Annotated in this window: 10 protein-coding genes; 4 read left to right on the top strand and 6 right to left on the bottom strand. The window is 40.3% G+C overall.

The genetic code is table 11. From position 1 onward, the window contains the following. Positions 1-18: 18 nt before the first annotated feature. Complete coding sequence (locus tag HMPREF9448_RS00470) at positions 19-4,527, bottom strand: carboxypeptidase regulatory-like domain-containing protein (protein WP_008860726.1); 4,509 nt, start codon at positions 4,525-4,527, stop codon at positions 19-21. A gap of 113 nt (positions 4,528-4,640) precedes the next feature. On the opposite strand from HMPREF9448_RS00470, the gene HMPREF9448_RS00465 reads away from it, so the two are divergent. After that, a complete protein-coding gene (locus HMPREF9448_RS00465; protein ID WP_157260313.1) occupies positions 4,641-6,374 on the top strand; it encodes a tetratricopeptide repeat protein in 1,734 nt (577 codons plus the stop codon). A gap of 24 nt (positions 6,375-6,398) precedes the next feature. Further along, positions 6,399-6,962 carry a Crp/Fnr family transcriptional regulator gene (locus tag HMPREF9448_RS00460; RefSeq protein WP_008860724.1) on the top strand — a complete coding sequence of 188 codons (564 nt, stop codon included), beginning with the start codon at positions 6,399-6,401 and terminating at the stop codon, positions 6,960-6,962. A gap of 77 nt (positions 6,963-7,039) precedes the next feature. On the opposite strand, the gene HMPREF9448_RS00455 is transcribed toward HMPREF9448_RS00460, so the two are convergent. Further along, a complete protein-coding gene (locus tag HMPREF9448_RS00455; protein WP_008860723.1) occupies positions 7,040-9,919 on the bottom strand; it encodes a PD-(D/E)XK nuclease family protein in 2,880 nt (959 codons plus the stop codon). Between the two features lie 43 nt (positions 9,920-9,962). Next, entirely contained in the window at positions 9,963-11,144 is a 1,182-nt protein-coding gene (locus HMPREF9448_RS00450) for a hypothetical protein (RefSeq protein WP_040295799.1), read from the bottom strand. Positions 11,145-11,373: 229 nt separating this feature from the next. Here HMPREF9448_RS00450 and HMPREF9448_RS00445 point away from each other — a divergent pair, with 229 nt between their 5' ends. Both HMPREF9448_RS00445 and HMPREF9448_RS00440 read left to right on the top strand, forming a co-directional pair. Next, positions 11,374-13,332 (top strand): ABC-F family ATP-binding cassette domain-containing protein, encoded by a 1,959-nt coding sequence (locus tag HMPREF9448_RS00445; protein ID WP_008860721.1) that lies wholly within the window; start codon positions 11,374-11,376, stop codon positions 13,330-13,332. A 104-nt stretch (positions 13,333-13,436) separates the two neighbouring features. Then, positions 13,437-15,467, top strand: a complete 2,031-nt coding sequence (locus HMPREF9448_RS00440; RefSeq protein ID WP_008860720.1) for a M13 family metallopeptidase — start codon at positions 13,437-13,439, stop codon at positions 15,465-15,467. A 63-nt stretch (positions 15,468-15,530) separates the two neighbouring features. Here the strand turns inward: HMPREF9448_RS00440 and HMPREF9448_RS00435 are convergent, their stop codons facing one another. The 3 genes from HMPREF9448_RS00435 to HMPREF9448_RS00425 all read right to left on the bottom strand — a co-directional run bounded on the left by HMPREF9448_RS00435 (position 15,531) and on the right by HMPREF9448_RS00425 (position 18,867). Further along, positions 15,531-15,872 (bottom strand): hypothetical protein, encoded by a 342-nt coding sequence (locus HMPREF9448_RS00435; RefSeq protein ID WP_008860719.1) that lies wholly within the window; start codon positions 15,870-15,872, stop codon positions 15,531-15,533. A gap of 411 nt (positions 15,873-16,283) precedes the next feature. Then, positions 16,284-17,102 (bottom strand): META domain-containing protein, encoded by an 819-nt coding sequence (locus HMPREF9448_RS00430; RefSeq protein ID WP_008860718.1) that lies wholly within the window; start codon positions 17,100-17,102, stop codon positions 16,284-16,286. A 79-nt stretch (positions 17,103-17,181) separates the two neighbouring features. After that, positions 17,182-18,867, bottom strand: coding sequence for an efflux MFS transporter permease (locus HMPREF9448_RS00425; protein WP_008860717.1), 1,686 nt, complete (start codon positions 18,865-18,867; stop codon positions 17,182-17,184). Positions 18,868-18,869 lie beyond the last annotated feature (2 nt).

Here is an 18,869-nt window from a genome sequence, read left to right as displayed (position 1 = left end):
AATATAATTAGAAAATTATTATTTAGTCACGACCAATTTGGTCACCTCTGTTTGGCTGCCGGAAACGATTCTGACGATGTAGATACCCGATGGCAGGTTCCGTACGTTTATTGTTTCTCCATAAGAATAACGAGACTTTTCATTCCCGGATATATCGAATATGGACAAGTAGTCATATTCACCGGAAACTGTTACTGTCTCTTTTGCCGGATTGGGGTGAATCGTTCTGCCGTTTAATTGGTTTTCTTCTATTCCGCTGCCTTCTTCCACATCAAACTCTATTTCTGTCATAGGGGTCGTTACCGAAGAAAAGACAGCTTTCACACCTGCTTTATGTTTACCTTTATTCAGACCGGAGAACAGATAATTGCTCTGTTGGGTCGTGTTGATTTTTTCACCATCTAAATAGACTTCGAAAGAGATATTTTCTTTCATGTTGTTTAAATCGACTCCTTCTGGTAACTCTACTCCGATGAATATATCGTCGACCATAAAGACGAAAATATTATTGGAGACGCAGTTAATCGTTATATATTTGGCTTCGGCAGGAATGGTATATTTATATTCCGTCCAATTTCCCATCGGAACTTCTATCGGTTTTTCTCCGTTCAGCCAGATGAAATCGGTTGCGTCATTACCGGTGACCGAATATCCTACGTTCATCAACTCTTTACCATAATCTTCCGTATAACTCTTGGCATAAAACTTCAATATAAAGTTTCGATTGAAGTTCAGTTCGGGAGAAATGATAAAGTCATTGTTCGCACCCGGACGTGCAGGGAATGAAGCTAAGTATTTTTCTCCGCTACGAGGTCTGATATTAGGATCGAAAAGAGCGATGTTGGGGTCGGTAGCGTATGGGTTAAAGATCATATAGGCTTTCGGAAGAGTCGCATTGATGTAGTCTACGTCGTCGATTCCATAAGTTTCTTGACCGTCACCGTCGATATAAGTCCAGCCTATGTTTCCTGCCGAGTTGATGACAAAATCGGTATGAGTTTCAAAATCGTCGAAAAGATGTTCCGCCACGTTCCATTTGAACATACGCTCCTGTTCGTTGTCGGTTTTCACCACTTCGAGATTGAACGGATTGACGATATATTCTTGTAATACGTAGCCAGATTTTTCGTAACTGTTTTCAGTGGAAAAGTCTTCGGATTCAGCTGTGTAGTTATTGAATCCTTTTAATGAAATGTTTATATCGTAAGTCCCTTTCCATATATTGGAGAAGACGATTTTACCCGAAGCATCGGTTGTACCGGTGTATATATGTTCGCTGTTTCCATCAATATTTGTCAGAACTACTTGGGCTCCTTTCGCTTCGTTGGTAGGAGTGTTCGTTTTTATATTGAGGGTGACCCGAGTGTACATATCTTTCGTTAACGTTTGCGTGAATGCTGCCGGCGAAACGATTTCTCCATTATTGTAAACGGTTTTGACTGCATAATGATAAAATCCTTGTTTCAAGGAACTCCAATTTGTATCGGTATAAGAATATGCCTCTACTGTTTCGGCGGTTAATAATTCCCATTGTTCCGGAGTGTCTTTCTGTTCGGCGGTTAGTCTCCATACTTGGTATTTTTTATCTGTCGTGGCAGGCGGTAATTCGTCTTCACCGATCAGAATACCGATACCGCGAATCATCAGAGAACGTTTGATATCGTGTTCTTCCGTATAAGTGAACTTTCCGGTCGTGTAATCCTCTGAGAAACAATTTGTTTTTTCGGTAAACGGATAGTCGGGACCTTCGCCTGTATCGAGTCCTAATCCGACGTGGCCTTCATAGCTGAGTGCCAACATGTATCCATTCGGTGCATTTATCGGTTCCGGGAATTCAAAACTGCTCCATTCCATATCTTTGTTGGGAACATTCGTTTGAGAGTATAAGATGGTCGAAGTGGGCTCTCCTTCGGTATCTAAATCGAACACAAAAATATTGACCGTGTGATGTGTGGTAAGGTAGTTTTCTGTGAACCATGTCATTCCGGTTAGCTTGGTCGGTGTTCTGAATACCGAACCATATACGCTTTTTACTGTCGATCCTGTTGTTCCGAGTCTTCCACCATGTATCCCGTTATCGTGACGGAATAAACGGGTATCCATAGGTTCTTTCCACTCTAATTTTACCTGTTCTCCCTGAATTTCAGCTTGCAATGAATAGGGTGGAAGAGGCTTGTCTTTTAGTATGATGTCATCTAAAACGATATTACTATTTTCTATGTTCAGAGTCAGTGTATCGTTGCTTAACCCGTAACGTTCGATGGTTAGTGCGTATAGGTTGGATTGATATACTTGTGGGAATATAAATGTACCGTCGGAACCGGATTCTGTCGAGTAATCGGTATATCCGGTTATCGATACTTTCGCATGACTGATAGGTTCGTTTTTACTGTTTACTATTTTACCGCTTACGGAATAAGTAGGCAGTTCCTCCAACGTCGTATTTATTTTCGCAGTATCTCCCATTTCGACGATTATATCGCTCTGTTCGATATAGCGGTAACCTGTTTTATTGAACGTCAATGTATAGTTCCCTGCTTCCAGTTCTTTAAATTCATAGAAACCTTTTTCATCGGTAGTGCATTTGGTTTCAGCGTCTTTTATGGTTACTTCCACGCCCTCCAAAGGTGTTTGTCCGTTTGTTACGACACCCGATAAGACCCCTTCGCTGACTTCTTCTAATAAGACGTCGGTTACATAAAGGATAAACATGTACGGCTCAGAGTGGCAATGGAAAGAAATGTGATAATTTCCTGATTCCAACTTTTCGGGGAGAATGACTTTATATTCGACGAATGTATTGCTTTCGATTTCGTAGTCGCCGAGTAAGGTCGTCTGTTCAGCGACAGAAGCTCCTGTACCCAGATGTACGGCGACCTTTTCGGGATAACCTACGTCATAGGATTGTAATTTAAACTTTAAGCGATAGATTTTGTCTTTTTCCAAATGAATCGGCGAAGAAACCAACCAATCGTCTCCCCCGGTTTCTCCATCTTCATTATAGTAATAATAAGCGGCTGCAAGAGTCGTTTCCCGTTTCCATGTGTATTTGTCATTATTGGCGTCGATCACATTCCAGAGAGCGAATTGGTCGTCTGTCGCGAAATTACATCGGTAAGGTACAGTTAATGCCGGGCCCATGACAAGCCTGTCCGTGGTTGCGGTTGGACCTGCGCCATCGGGGGTAATGGCTTGTATCTGATAAGAATAGATATTTAGTTTTGTAATGGAATTATCTATATACTCATTACCGGTCGTAGTTTCGGCTACAACGATAGAATCCGGAAGACGAGTAATTTTATAGGTGAGAGCAGAGGCATCTATCCAACCTCCGTTTGCACCGGTTTGTGGAGTAGTCCATGTTATCTTTGCTCTGTTTTCATCGAGGGCAATCAATGATAGTTGGGAAGGAGCTGCCGGTACGTCACGTCCTATAAATATTGCTTGTGCCGTGGTGCTGCTTGTTCCCTCGTTATTGATTGCGGTAATTCGATATACAACCGATCCATTTTGTTGTATTCCGGTATCTTGCCAATTACTTTTTTCTCCGATTGTCGGGTTTGTGATTTCGTGAACGAGTTGTTCGTTTCTATAAATTTCTATCTTTGTTAAGTTGGTTAGTTTATTCCCTCCGAAAGTTAAAGATGGATTTGTCCAACTCAATTCGGCAGATAATTCTCCATTAGCTCCCGGTGTGATTTGTAAATCCGAGATTTCGGCAGGAGCATTAGGATTCGTTTTTTTGAAGGGTATATAAAGTCCTACGACTTGTGCATAGTTCCCTAATTTACTAATCCCTTCTGCTGCTCCCGTAGAGGTATTTATCGTTCCCCAAAAATTATATCCGGCCCAATAAAGAGTATTTGTTTCGTGATCGAACTCCATAGATTGAAGATCCTCGCTTACCCGTTCACCGGTATAGCCGATGTCTGTGGCTGCCCCCGTAAATTTATCGATACTCCATAAATCTCCATAGTCTACATCGATGGCATATAATTGACCTTCATAAGAACAGGCTAAGGCTACATATTTGCTTTCGCCTATCTCTCCTGCAATGGTCGTTTCTCCGGTGGTTAGATTTACTTTCAATAGCAGTGTTGTATAGACGCTTTCATCATACCCGATGGCATACATGGTTTGGGTCGAATAGTCGTATGTCATATCCTGAAATAAAAATGGCATGCCTCTATAATCTGCGACCTGTGTGGACTCTCCGGTGGAAAGATCTATGCGATTGAATGAGTAAGGGGTGGCATTATAACCGTCGGTCTCATATAGATAAACATAATAGAATCCTTCGGCGAATGCACCTGCACAGGCTACTCTTGCTTGGTCGTAAGGCCATACGGGTTGAATGTCATCGGCCGCATCGGTTTTGAATTTACAAATACCGTATTCGTCTTGGTTGTAATCGTCATATCTCAGCCAACCGTAAACATCACGACTGTCGGTTTGGGCAGAGATGGTCATGGATAATAAGGTAAATCCTAATAATACTAATAAATGAAAAAGTTTTTCTTTTCTCATATTAACCACTATTTTTTAGTTTTAATATACAAATGTAAACTAATATGCTGCTTTTCTCGAAAAAAAAGAATGGACAATCGGTGGACAGATGGCATTTTTCGTATATTTGTATCATGAAAAGAGGTTTTTTATTCGTTTGTTTATGGTTATATTCCTTTAACTTTTGGGGGCGTGAGGTTATAGGGACGTATTGGAAGCCTATCGATAATACATTCGATTCGATTGCAGATGTGCTTGAATTGGAATTTATATCTACCGATAGTATTTATTATCGGGATTCGTTGATACAGGAATTATATACCATAGCCAGAGCTCACCATAAAGAACCGATGTACCTGTGGCGAGCTAAATTTTGGGATGCAAGGTCGCAGCTTAAAAAGAATAATTCCGATTCTACAATTCATTTAATTGATGAGGCCTATCAGCAGGTAGATTCCATACGTTATGTTTATGATTATATGCGTGTTTTTCATTTATGGACAATTATGCATAAAAATCAGCCGCATGTTGCTTATAAGAATTTAAAGAAAATATCGGAGTATTATGCCCGGACGAACAATCTGTTCATGTTGGCTCATGCTTATATCGATATGGGAAACATACTGAGTCGCCTGAAAGATTATCCTAAGGCGTTGGAGTATTTGCAGAAAGCAGATTCTTATTATAAGAAACTGAATAAGCCGGTTTATCGGGCAAAAAACCAGTTGAATATTTCGAGCGTTTTATATTCGATGAATGAAGAGGTGCAGGCCGAAAAAATTCTTTATAAGCTGTTGGAAAATCCTGTTTGTGTTGAAGATACGTCTTTCTATATCAATACTTTGTTATTGTTGACTGAACATGATGTACCTCTGAGTAAAAAATATGTTTCAGAAGCGTATCGATTGTCTACCGAATTTGCGAATAAAAGACTGTTGATTCAGTCGGAGTGTTTTATGGGGCGTTTTTACCAAAATAATCATAGACCGGATAGTGCTTTGTATTATTATAGAAAGGCATGCCGTAGAATGAATATTCGGAATATCGACCTCATCGTTCCTGTCATAAAGAATATGTCGGAATGTTTTGCTGCCATACAGCAGGAGGACAGTGCTTATGTTTATTTGAACAAGTATGAACAATATAAAGATTCGTTGGACCAAGTAAACAGTTTGGCTGAAATTAGACGTATGGAAAGCCGGGCGGCCATAGAGAAACAGGAACTCGAATTGCAGCAGGCGGAAGAAAGAGGCAGGTTCCGGTTCGTTTTGATTCTTGTCGTTTGTGCATTCATACTTTGTATTGCCGCATTGATTTGTTATATATTTTGGAAAAAGAGTAGGGAGGAGAAGATAAAGAAACAATTGAAAGAGTTGGAAAATAAAGAATTGGTGACTCGGTTGGAGAATGAGATGTTGCAGAATAATTGTTTCAAAGTGGAATTGGAGTACAAAGATAGGGAGCTTGCCTCCAATTCGTTGATCATCATGGAGAAGAACCAAGTATTGGAATCTCTTGTCGATGAGTTGGAAAAAGAAAAAGATGCCGGAAATATTCAATCGAACACGGCTTTGCAAATTAGTAACAATATAAGAATGCACTTGGGGACCGACGATGAATGGGATTTCTTTAAAATGCAATTTGTAAAGGTACATCCCGATTTCTTTGTTCGGTTGAAGACTTTGTGTCCATCTATTACCGAAGGGGAGCTTCGTTTATGTGCATATATCCGTACAGGTATGGAAAATAAACATATAGCCCAAATGCTCTCTTTACAACCTGAGAGCGTTAAGAAAAATCGTTATCGTTTGAGACAAAAGTTGAATTTGGGGAAAGAGTCGCTCGAAGATTTTTTGAGAGGTATTTAATATACTTGGAATGAGTCGTGTTTTATGGATTTACGAGACATAATCAACAGCATATATCCGATATCGGAGAAATCGATGGATAGGTTGTTATCTTGTTCTTTGGAACTCGGACTCCCTAAGGGGCATCGCCTATTGGAGGCAGGGAAAATCGAGTCGGATATATTCTTTATAAAAAGAGGAATTGTGAGGGCCTATGTTTCGCACGAAGGTAAAGATATAACGTTTTGGATCGGGAAAGAGGGGGCGACTATCATGTCATTGAAAAGTTATGTAAAGAATGAGGCTGGATACGAAACCATAGAGCTTATGGAAGATTCTCTTTTGTATTGCTTAAAGAGGAGCGATTTGTATCGCTTGTTTGAGGAAGACATCGATATAGCGAATTGGGGGAGAAAACTCGCCGAATTGGAATTTTTGCGAGCAGAGGAAAAACTAATTCCACTGTTATTCACGACGGCTTCCGAACGTTATAGAGTTTTGTTGGAGCGTACTCCCGATTTGTTACAAAGAATTCCCTTAGAATGTCTTGCCTCATATTTGGGAATTACTCCTGTAAGTTTAAGCCGTATAAGGGCGAAGTTAAAATAAATTGGGCGATACCATGTTTCTTGGAGAAAGAACATTAGCTTATGTAGAAAAATTTATTCGCTTTTCATTTGTTCGAGTTATCGTTTGCACAACTGTTTGAAATCGCAATATTTACAATGCGATTCAACAGTGGTTTGTGAAAATGGTTTGTCGAGGTCGAATATATCTTCTAAACAACGAGTAAGGTATAGGTCGAATTCTTTTTCTACAAGGTTAAAGTCTGTGAGAGGCTCTTTGTCGTATTTCAAGAAGGATTCGAATTTATCGAATAAGTTACGGACAATATAAATAGACGGCTGTAAAGGTTGCATAGGTGCTTTGTCTAGTTTATACAATTTGCAGTAAAATAACACCTGCATGATTGCTTTTTTACGATCTTTTTCAGAAGGGTCGAAAAGTTCTGTTACCGATTTGAAATCGAGTCTTTCTCGTCCGGTTTTATAATCGACGATACGAATAAGTCCGTTACGTTCGTCTACCCGGTCGATAAAGCCTTTCAACTGTATGGATCGGTTGTTTTCGATAGATATGTTTTTATGTATGGGAAGTTCAGAGGCTACATAGGAAAAAGGCGTAAGGGCACGGTCTTTTTCCAGAGTTTTGTCAATCAGTTTAAGAATGATTTCCCCAGTCAGGTAATCATACCCGGTTAGCGGTTCGGGGCTATGTGGAGTTTTGTAATACTCTTTGGCAAAACATTCTTCGAGATACCGGGTGAGCAAGCCTTTGTCTTTGCGTATGGTGTCGATGTGGTCGGCGGTGACAGTTATTTTTTCTTTTTCGCCTTTGATACGGTTGTAGATTTTTTGCATCATACCGTGATAAATGCTACCGAAAGTACTGCTATCGACGCTTTCTGCGACTTCGTCGGTTTGTTCTATCTTTTCGATGTATTGCAGATAAAATTGTAAAGGACAGTTCAAATAACGATTTATTGCACTGGCCGATAATGCGCTATTTCCTTCTTGCATGAAATCGGCTAATTTTTTTTCTATGCCATATTTCCGTTTATCGATGGAGATTGTTATCGGAGAGAAGGTCGCTATGTCGCAATTGATCTGTATTTCTTGTATGGGTATGCGGTAATGGTATTTCAGTTGGTATATATATCGGCTCACTTCTCCGCTTTTGAGTCCGTCGGTGCGACTGTCGTATAATAAGAATACCCGTTTAGCCCGGCTTATCATGCGGTAAAAGTAGTAGGCATAAATACTATCTTGATGCTCTGTCGTAGCCATGCCAAATCCTTTTCTTAAATTGTAGGGAATGAATGTGGCAGCTACTTTCTTAACGGGGAACACCCCTTCGTTCATGGAAAGGATAATAAGATTATCGAAATCGAGCGCACGAGTTTCGAGTACGCCCATGATTTGTAATCCCGATAAAGGCTCTCCTTGAAACGGTATGGAAATCGAAGCGGCCATTTTCCCCAATAGCCGAAAGAATGTTTCTACGGTCATCTTTATATCTTGCTCGGCGATGACATCACGTAACCGTTTGACGGTAATGTAGTAGTGATACATAAATTCCAGTTCTATCGCCGAGAATCCCACAGGAGTTTCTTCGTCGCCGTCTTCTGATGAATCGCTCCTATTTCCACCTTGTTGCAAATATTCGAGCAATTCTATCAGATAGGCTGCCGCTTCATCTGTCGTACGGGGGATAAGAAACAGAAGTTTTATCAGTCGATGATTCCCTAATTCTTTTGGAGAAACGAATGTGCGATTGTTTTCGTTGATGAAATTCGTTATTTGATAGGCTTTTTCGCCTATTCGGGACGCTATGAACCGATGTCCCAATAATTGTTTTACATCGAGATGATAGAATCTCGGCTCTCCTTTTGAGAACCGGACGTGGCGCTGCATTTGGTATATCAATTCCATGAGTGCTGCGACAGTGGTGTGTTGCAACGTATATCCCATAGTGATGTTTACCGTAGAGATTTCCGGTGGAATGGAGTATAGCATAGGAAGCAACAATTCTTCGTCGGGGAGAACGATGGCTGTATTGATGGCCTTTTCGGGAGATAAATGATTATTGTCGATAAGGCTTTGAAGTATATCTGTCGCTTGTTTTGCCTGCCCGACAGCCGACGGTATCGATATTAATTCGATCTGAGGCGTTTGTTCGATATGCTCGTCGATCTCGATTTTTGATGGGAATCTTCGTTTATTATCGTTGAGAAAGAACGCCGCTTTGTTATATGAATCTTGCAAGGTGGGAGCGTAATAATCCCAATAGAAATCTCCTATGCCGATGTCACGTAAATATTCCATGAATATTTTTTCGGCTTCGGTGATAGCATTGAATCCGATAAATACCACTTGTGTATAAGGTAAGTCGAGAGCTTCTTTCCGTTTACTTTGTTCGGCGACGTCTCGGAATATCATGCCTTCATAGGCTTTGTTTCGGGAGGATAGTTCATCTCGTAATCCGGTATAAAGATCGAAAAGGATTTGCCACAGTTGAATGAATTGCTGTTTATTATCGCTTTCGGTGGAAGGAAAAAACAGATGCCCCCAGAAACGTTTGACGATTTCTATTTGCTCTTCGGTCAGATAAAATTCGTCTATCTCTTTCAGATCGTGTATATTGGTAAATAATTGCCGAGCATCGACCATGTATTTATCCACATCGTCGAAATCACCTAACAGCATGTCTCCCCAAAAGACGAAATTGTCGAATGTCTCATCGCTCTTTCTCAGTTCGATGTATTTTTTATACAACGTTACAAGTAGGCTGATTCGGTCTATTAAGGTATAGGGCGATAGCTCGGCCATTAGGTCGTTTATCGTGGTTACTTTGGGCGAGAAGATCGGTTTCCCGGAAACTTCGGCCAAATATTTTTGAAAAAAAATGCCGCTTCGCCGGTTGGGAAAAACAAATGCAAGTCGAGAGATTTCGTTACCGTATTTTTTGTAAAAGGCTTGGGCTATGCGATATAGAAAGGGTGTCATGATTTTCCCGGTTTTTCTACATGATCGGTTTGAGGAATTTTTATTATATTAAATATTCAGTTATATCGACAGGATTATGATCGGTAGTTTTGGGCTGCGATAAAAGGAATTTATCGTTTTTGTAATTAATAATAACGTGCCAATACATTCTATTCTCCTTTTCAGTCGTCCACATATTTTTGACCAAAGGACCAAATAGGGCATAGGGTATGAGGAGTGTCTTTTGAGAATCTCCGCATCCAAATGCGACGTAAGCCGTAGGATATTCTTCCAACATTTTTTGTTGATGAGGGTGAAATGCAAACCAAAATCGGCCTTGTTTATCGGTTGTATTATGATTTCGGGATATGGTGCACATCACGCAGAGACTATTGTCTTTGGTCGTATATGTTATTTTTGTTTGTTTTATAAGCTGTTGTTTAAGGTGGTTCTGTATTTTATGAATACAATCTAAATAAAAGTTGACCGGAATAGCTTTTTCTTTTTTAGTAGGTGATAGCGATGGTGTTTCTACTGTATCGATATCGTCTAATTGTAAGTCTTTTGACGTCTCAAATATCAAATCGATGAGTTTATCTACTCGTGTATATTCTCTTGGTTTTAGTAGTTCTGTGATTTGGAGAATAGTTTTGGCATCATTAAATGTTTCCTTCAATTTTAGTAGCTGTATCAAGGCATCGGTACTGATAATCCTTATATTCCAAGCATAGCGGGAACCTCGTACCTGAGATTCTAAATCTCCGGTATCTTCGCGTCCTACGACGATTAAAATAGAAGAATTTTCTTTATCTATTTTCCCCGCGTCGATAAGTGCACTTCTATATTTTGCAACCGATTCGCTTAAATTGATTCTGATATAATCGGTCGTTTTAACTTCGATAATGATATTATATCCGTCTTTTGTAGTCCATATTCCATCAAAACCAATACTGTTCTTTTTCCCTTTGTATAATCCGTATTCGACATCGAAATTAAGCCTTTTACCTATTTGATTGACAATGTCTTGTAAGGCAAGACCACTATTTTCAAAAGGGTTTGAAAGACAATAGTTTGCGAATTCGAATAAAATATTCGGTTGTACTATATCCAGTAGATTCCTAAATTCGGAAGAAGTTGTATTACCGTCTTTTAGCTTTCTGTCTCCTGCAAAAGATAAAATTTGAGGTAAAGACTTGTCTTTGAATATGTCTGGTGTTTCGTTGTAAAGGGTGGCTATCGTGTTCATGATTGGAATATAGGGCGTTTTGTATCTTGTGATATATTTGTTTTTTAAGTTTAATGGCAAATTTAATAATTTTGTTGTGAGTATGAAAAGACACTTTTAAAAATTAGAAATTTATGATTGGGGTAAAACAATTTTTCCCAATAACTATAATTAAGTGTTTGTTGTAGCTTATTCTGTATTATCTTTTCATTTTATTACCTATCTTTGCATTTCGATAAGGTAAAGATATATGATATCGATAGAAGGACTTTCGGTCGCTTTTGGAGGAAATACACTATTTGACAATATTACTTATGTAATTAATAAAAAGGATCGCATTGCATTGGTGGGGAAAAATGGTGCGGGGAAATCGACTATGTTGAAAATCATAGCCGGGTTGCAGGCTCCGACATCGGGTAATGTGAATATGCCGAAAGACCTTACGGTGGGGTATCTTCCCCAGCAGATGAATCTATCCGACACTCGTACGGTAATGGAAGAGGCGGAACAGGCTTTTTCTCATATATTCGAATTACAGTCGCGTATAGAGCGCATGAATACCGAATTGTCCGAGCGTACCGATTATGAGTCGGAATATTATCAGGAGTTGATAGAGCGGGTTTCCAATGCTAATGAGCAATTGGCTCTTATCGGGGCATCCAATTATCAGGCAGAGATAGAGAAAACTTTAATAGGGCTGGGATTTACACGAGAGGACTTCGGACGGGATACGTCGGAGTTCAGCGGAGGGTGGCGTATGCGTATCGAATTGGCGAAGTTGTTGTTACAGCGTCCCGATGTGCTTTTGCTCGATGAGCCCACCAACCATTTGGATATAGAGTCTATACAATGGCTCGAAAGTTTTTTATCGACTCGCGCCAATGCAGTCGTATTGGTTTCTCACGACCGGGCGTTTATCGATAATGTGACAACACGGACGATTGAAATCTCTTTGGGGCGCATTTATGACTATCAAGTCAATTATTCCCGTTATGTTGTTCTCCGGCAAGAGCGTCTCGAACAGCAGATGAGAGCTTATGAGAACCAGCAGAAACAGATACAGGATACCGAGGCTTTCATCGAGCGTTTTCGTTATAAGGCAACGAAGTCGGTGCAGGTACAGTCGCGTATCAAGCAACTTGCCAAACTCGAACGTGTAGAAGTGGACGAAGTAGATACCTCCCGGTTGAATCTAAAATTCCCACCGGCGCCTCGTTCGGGCGATTATCCCATTATCGCCGAAGGAGTAGGAAAGAATTATGGCAGTCATGTGGTTTTTTCGAATGCCACGTTTACGATTAAACGAGGCGAAAAAGTCGCTTTTGTCGGGAAAAACGGTGAAGGAAAATCGACTTTGGTAAAATGTATCATGGGCGAAATTCCCTATACAGGAACTTTGAAGATAGGGCATAATGTAAAGATCGGGTATTTTGCTCAAAATCAAGCGAGCTTGCTCGACGAATCTATTACGGTTTTCGATACGATCGATCGGGTTGCGGTAGGGGATATTCGTACAAAAATACGAGATATACTCGGTGCTTTCATGTTTGGGGGAGAGGCTTCGGACAAGAAAGTAAAAGTTTTGTCGGGAGGGGAGAAGACCCGATTGGCAATGATACGTCTATTGCTCGAACCTGTTAATTTGCTTATTCTCGATGAGCCGACTAACCATCTGGATATGCGTACCAAAGATGTGTTGAAACAAGCGATTCGTGATTTTAACGGGACGGTAATTCTTGTTTCCCACGACCGGGAATTTCTCGATGGTTTGGTTTCGAAAGTATATGAGTTCGGTGGAGGACAGGTGCGAGAGCATTTGGGCGGAATTTATGATTTCCTGGAAAGCCGTAAGCTGGATTCTTTGCGAGAGCTTGAACAACGAGCCACAGTTTCGAAAACAGAGAAGGACGGAAATATTTCGAAAGATTCTGCTTCTCCGGCCCAATCGGAGGATTCTAAGTTGTCGTATGGAGAGCAAAAAGAGTTTGCCCGTCGTTTGAGAAAGGCCGAAAAGGTGGTTGCGGATATTGAATCGGAGATTGCTGGTTTGGAGAAACGAATAGCCGAGGTGGAGGAAAAGTTGGCAACACCCGATGGCGCGGCAGATACTTCGTTATACGAACTACATGGGCAGTTGAAGAAGCAACTCGATGATGTGATGTGGAAATGGTCCGAGGCTTCCGAAGTATTGGATAAATTACAGAAATAAATCTAGCAAAAGTCGAATGCAAAAAGCTAAGTTCGATTAGAATCTTTGAGGAAACGCATTCTATATTCTACAAAGTGAATGAAACATATAAAAATGAAAGTAAAATGAAAAGAGTAATGATTTTATCGTTTGCTGCTGCTTTGCTTGCTACTGGTTGTACAAGCAAATCGACCGTAAAGACTCCGGGTATCGATCTTTCCAATCTCGATACGACGGTAGCTTGTGGTGATGATTTTTATGATTATGCGTGTGGCGGCTGGATGAAGAAAAATCCGTTGAAGCCTGAGTATGCTCGTTTCGGATCTTTCGACCAATTACGTGAAAATAACCGAGAACAAATTCGATTGTTATTCGAAGAATTAGGTAAACAAAAGGCTGAACCGGGTAGTATCGCTCAAAAAATTGGCGATTTGTACAATATGGGATTGGATAGTGTGCGATTGAATGAGGAGGGAGCTTCTCCTATTGCGGAAGAATTGAGTCGTATACAATCACTTTCCGGTAAAGAGGCGATAAGTGCCATGATAGGAGAGATGCATCGTACCACATCAGCCCCATTTTTTGCCATATATGTGGATGCCGATGCTAAGAACAGTACGATGAATATCGCAGGTTGGTATCAGGCGGGTATGAATATGGGTGACCGTGATTACTATATAGCCGACGATGAAGCCAATAGCAAGATACGGGATAGTTATCGCAACTATATTCAGAAAATATTTACATTGTCGGGATACAGTGCCGAGTCCGCAGCGCAAGCAGCTGCTACCGTATTGAAGGTGGAGACCGAAATCGCTAAGGCCGCTTTTACTCGCGAAGAGTTGCGTGATCCTCAGGCGGGTTATAATGTTATGACAATCGATGAATTGAAAAAGCAATTCGGCGGTCTGGATTGGGATATTTATTTTAATACGGTGGGTTTAGACAGCTTGAAAAAGATAAACATTGGTCAGCCGCGTACATTGAAAGCTGTAAATAATTTGCTGAAAACATTGAACGAGCAAGAGATTCGCGATTATCTGGCGTTCAACTGTATCGACGGTGCAGCTCCCTATTTGAGCGATGACTTTGTAAATGCTCATTTCGATTTCTATTCGAAGACTTTATCGGGGAAAGAACAAATTGAACCTCGTTGGAAACGTGCTCTCGATGTCCCTAACAGTCTCTTGTCGGAGGCCGTGGGCGAAATGTATGTTGCCAAATATTTCCCTCCTGAGGCAAAAGAGCGTATGGTACAACTTGTTGCGAATTTGCAGACCGCACTGGGACAACATATAGACAGCCTTGAATGGATGAGCGATGAAACCAAAGCGAAGGCTCATGAGAAACTAAACAACTTTTATGTAAAGATCGGTTATCCCGATAAATGGCGCGATTATACAGGTTTGACGGTGAATCCGAAAGATAGTTATTATGCTAATATTCGTCGTGCAGCCGAATTTGAAACTTTATATTCTCTGAAAGATGAGGGGAAACCTGTGGATAAGACCAAGTGGTATATGAGTCCTCAAACCGTTAATGCTTATTATAATCCGAGCTCTAACGAAATTTGTTTCCCTGCCGGAATTTTGCAGCCTCCATTCTTTAATTTTGATGCCGATGATGCCGTTAATTACGGGGCTATCGGTGTCGTTATAGGACATGAAATGACTCACGGATTCGACGATCAAGGGCGCCAGTTCGATAAAGATGGTAATCTTAATGATTGGTGGACTTCTGCCGATGCTGAGCAATTTACTAAACGAGCTGAAATTTTGGCTTCGCAATATGATAACATTGTTGTGCTCGATACAGTGCATGCCAATGGTCATTTTACATTAGGTGAGAATATTGCTGACCATGGAGGTTTACGCATTGCTTATACTGCATTGCATAATACTTTCGATGGTGTGGAGCCGGCTCCGATCGATGGATTTACTGCCGATCAACGTTTCTATCTGGCGTATGCTGCATTGTGGGCCGGCAATATTAGAGATGCCGAAATTCTCCGGTTGACGAAGATTGACCCTCACTCGTTGGGCCGTTGGCGTGTCAATGCTGCGTTGCGTAATATGGAAACTTTCTTTAAGGCTTTTGATATTAAAGAAGGAGATGCCATGTACATGGCTCCCGAAGATCGGGTGATTATTTGGTAATGGATTGTAGCAAACAAAAAAGGAGATAATCCCATTGGGATTATCTCCTTTTTTGTTTATATCTTAATTGAAATATCGGGAAATTTGGAGAATATCTAATTCTACGAGATCGAGATGTTTTTGTATTTTGTGTAACGGTAGATTTAGTTTGCGAGATATTGCCTCGTCGCTTAGTCCCTTTTTTCGCAGTTGATAAATAAGTTTTTGTAGATCGCTCATTCGCTCTGAAATTCGTACGAGTTCTTTATCGTATAAGTCTTCGGGTGTGATGACTCTTAAATATTGTTTCATTTGACGTTGAGTCGTGTAGGCTTGTCGATATTGCCTTAATACATTTTTGTAATCGTGAACAAAAATGGAGATGAGTAATTTGAAGAAAAATTGCTTGACTGTCGGCGGCAACATAAACTTTTTTGTTTTTTAGTTGTATATATTAAAACCTCCGCCTAATTCACATTCTTCAAAAGATGTCTTACTTGCTTTCACAGAATGGTGTGTGCTACACATGATTAGGCGGAAGGTTTAAAATCCTTCTTCCTATTTTGTAACACACACATATTTTCCCTAATGTAAGCAAGTAAGACGACTCAAAATTAAGCAATAGATTTAAATAAAAGGAGGTGCTTGATTCCATTTTTTTGAAAAAATGGCTATTCTATTATAACCCGAATTTTTTAATGGTTTATAGACTATTTAAATGGGTTTCTAAATAAAAAAACGCAGGTCGATAACGCCTGCGTTTTTTTATTTTTATAAGAATAATTTTTTTATCCTGCTCTTTTTTCAGTGGACATGTAATCGTTGCTTTGTATTTTCTTATTGAACTTTTTCGATGATGATTATCGGAGTTTGGGGTTGTTGATATAATGCTGCATGAAAGTTGTCTATCATGTAAAATCCGGTAACTTTGCCGAGTGCCGATAAGAATAATTGCTCCGTTTTCATATCTGGACAAGCCATGCGGGTAGTTGCTACTTGTGTAAAAGCTATTCCGAAAGCGGTTCCATCTAAAGAAATCCCTCCGAACATACGGTTACAGCCTGCAAATCCAGATAATTTTGCCTCTGGGATATCGATAACCATAGTCGGATTTTCTTCGGTGATTTTTTTCCCGTCGATAGTTGTGACTTTCCAAGAACCATTTAATAGATCTACCATTCGTTTTTCAAGGGTCATCACAGATTTCCCTTTTTCGTCACAGAATTTGATAGATAGCTCTTTGGTATCAGCTCGTTTATAAGAGCGGGTTTCGTTCAAAGCATTGAGGACAGTACGATCTGTAACTTCTGGTCGGCAGGCCTTCATCGTCGAGATGAGCGATTCGAAACGTAACCCATTCTCATTTTCGAAAAATGCAGTGCCGTTTATCACGTTGCAACCATCGTTGCCGTAAATACGTCCGTTTGTGAGATCGAAAGTGATTTCTACTGGTGAATCGCCTATAACGGTTTTACCTTTGGCTGTTTTTATAATCCATGTCCCGTTGAGTTCTTCTCGATTTATAGAAATGTTTTTCTTCTCATTGGTTTGTGATGTGGGAGTTTGAGTTTGTGTCATACTTCCTTTTTCAGTCGTTTTACAAGATACTGCGGATAGAAGTAAAATAATGAATCCGGTAAAAAGAAAATTTTTCATTATATATATTTGTTTTGGTTATATGCAAAGATAACAAATAAATTCTCGAAAAGTAGGACATTTTTTTATTTGTTATATATTAGGCTAATTCTTTCCCTACATAAGCTCCTTTTTCTTTGAGATTCAGTATTCCCGGATATTCTGGTTGCTTGTACCGGACACAGAGAACTATAATAATGAATAATATGCTTGCAAAGATTGTCCAGCCCGTGATTTCTTTGAGAGCCGACAACATGGCTTGTACTTGAATGCGTCCTGATACTTGCATGGTCGCAAGAGTAGTCGCGGTTTCGGCACTATGTCCTTGCATGAATTGACTGCCTTTCACCGTTTGATTGAAGCTGCCTGCGATTTCTGGATTCATCAAGTCTACTCCTGTCGATAGTGTGGCCATATAATGTTGCTGACGTTCGTTTAATAAGTTGGAATAAATCGCTGTTCCTACGGTCGGCCCGATAATTGACCGGGCAAAGAGCATTACAAAAATCCAAGACGACATATATTTGAGAGGCAGGCGTATACTACCCAATACGGCACACATGGTATAGAGTATCATCATACCGGTCGAGCGCAGTATCGTGGCCCATATCATGTGTTCATAAAGACCCATGCTTTGGTATTGGAAATACATATATATGGCGTAGGCTGTGATGAAACTGAACCCGAATGCGAAGATATATTTGAAGGGTATCTTGAAAGCCGATAGAATCATGCACAATATGGCTCCTATTACATATCCTACCAATGAATAGTTTCCCAACATGGCATTTTGAAAATTGTCTATTTTCATAGATATGCTGGTGAATACGCTCACGAACATGGCGCTGCAATTAATCATCATAAGCATGATGAATGTTATTGAAGCGAAAATAACATTCTTCTGTTTGAATACTCCTAGTTTCAGATAGGGGTGTTTCAAGTTTCCCTCAATAAAAATGAGAGCGGCCGTGGACAGTAGGAATAATATAGCGGCCAGCCGTATGTAGTAGTTGTCAAACCAGTCGAGTGTTTTACCATAAATCAGTATGAATGACCCAGCCATCATCATCAATGATGCGGCAATTACATCGCCGAATTGACGGAGATTGAAGTTGAGCTTTTTCAGATGCCTCTGATATTTCATGGTGGAAAGAACAACGACGATTGAGAGCATCAACATTCCCATCATATAGTAATAGACATATTGCCATTCATATTCATAGGCAAGCCATGCGGTCAACGAATTACCGGCTTGCGCGAAGAGCATGAAAAAGAGATAAATGATAGGTTGTGTGAGGCCTTTGGCTTGATCGTTCTTGTCGGCAACTACGGGATCGGTGGCTTCGGCTCCCGGGGTGATGATGTCGCTGGCCTCTATCTTAAATGCATACAGTATGAGAGCAAATAGATTTATCAAAGTGAGAGCCATGCGGATAAAACCCGTAATGAGACTGCATAACATGAGTAGTAACCAACTGTCTGTAATTGCACAAATATAGCTGAGCCAAAATAACAGAATGAAGCCTGTCATTAACATCATTTTGGGTCTCCTCACAGCCAAGACTCGTTGCATAAATGGTGCGAATACTACCATGCCGATTGCTCCGGCATAGCTTGCATATTGAATGTGCTCCGAGATAATTCCAAGACCGGACGACATCTCTCCACTATTTATGGTATATGCCCCGTTAATGAACATAATAGGGCAGAATAGCATGATGAGTATGATGATTCCCAGTGGTTTTGGAACCCAGTCGTAAAAAGGATAATTTTTTGTGTGAGCCATTT

The sequence above is a fragment of the Barnesiella intestinihominis YIT 11860 genome (genome assembly GCF_000296465.1).
GTDB classification, from domain to species: Bacteria; Bacteroidota; Bacteroidia; order Bacteroidales; family Barnesiellaceae; genus Barnesiella; species Barnesiella intestinihominis.
This window is presented reverse-complemented; position numbering and strand designations above follow the sequence as displayed.

What these genes read in the sequence shown, in the direction of transcription:
- HMPREF9448_RS00470 (WP_008860726.1), bottom strand. Translation starts at nt 4,527, where the DNA reads ATGAGAAAAGAAAAACTTTTTCATTTATTAGTATTATTAGGATTTACC.
- HMPREF9448_RS00465 (WP_157260313.1), top strand. Translation starts at nt 4,641, where the DNA reads ATGAAAAGAGGTTTTTTATTCGTTTGTTTATGGTTATATTCCTTTAAC.
- HMPREF9448_RS00460 (WP_008860724.1), top strand. Translation starts at nt 6,399, where the DNA reads ATGGATTTACGAGACATAATCAACAGCATATATCCGATATCGGAGAAA.
- HMPREF9448_RS00455 (WP_008860723.1), bottom strand. Translation starts at nt 9,919, where the DNA reads ATGACACCCTTTCTATATCGCATAGCCCAAGCCTTTTACAAAAAATAC.
- HMPREF9448_RS00450 (WP_040295799.1), bottom strand. Translation starts at nt 11,144, where the DNA reads ATGAACACGATAGCCACCCTTTACAACGAAACACCAGACATATTCAAA.
- HMPREF9448_RS00445 (WP_008860721.1), top strand. Translation starts at nt 11,374, where the DNA reads ATGATATCGATAGAAGGACTTTCGGTCGCTTTTGGAGGAAATACACTA.
- HMPREF9448_RS00440 (WP_008860720.1), top strand. Translation starts at nt 13,437, where the DNA reads ATGAAAAGAGTAATGATTTTATCGTTTGCTGCTGCTTTGCTTGCTACT.
- HMPREF9448_RS00435 (WP_008860719.1), bottom strand. Translation starts at nt 15,872, where the DNA reads ATGTTGCCGCCGACAGTCAAGCAATTTTTCTTCAAATTACTCATCTCC.
- HMPREF9448_RS00430 (WP_008860718.1), bottom strand. Translation starts at nt 17,102, where the DNA reads ATGAAAAATTTTCTTTTTACCGGATTCATTATTTTACTTCTATCCGCA.
- HMPREF9448_RS00425 (WP_008860717.1), bottom strand. Translation starts at nt 18,867, where the DNA reads ATGGCTCACACAAAAAATTATCCTTTTTACGACTGGGTTCCAAAACCA.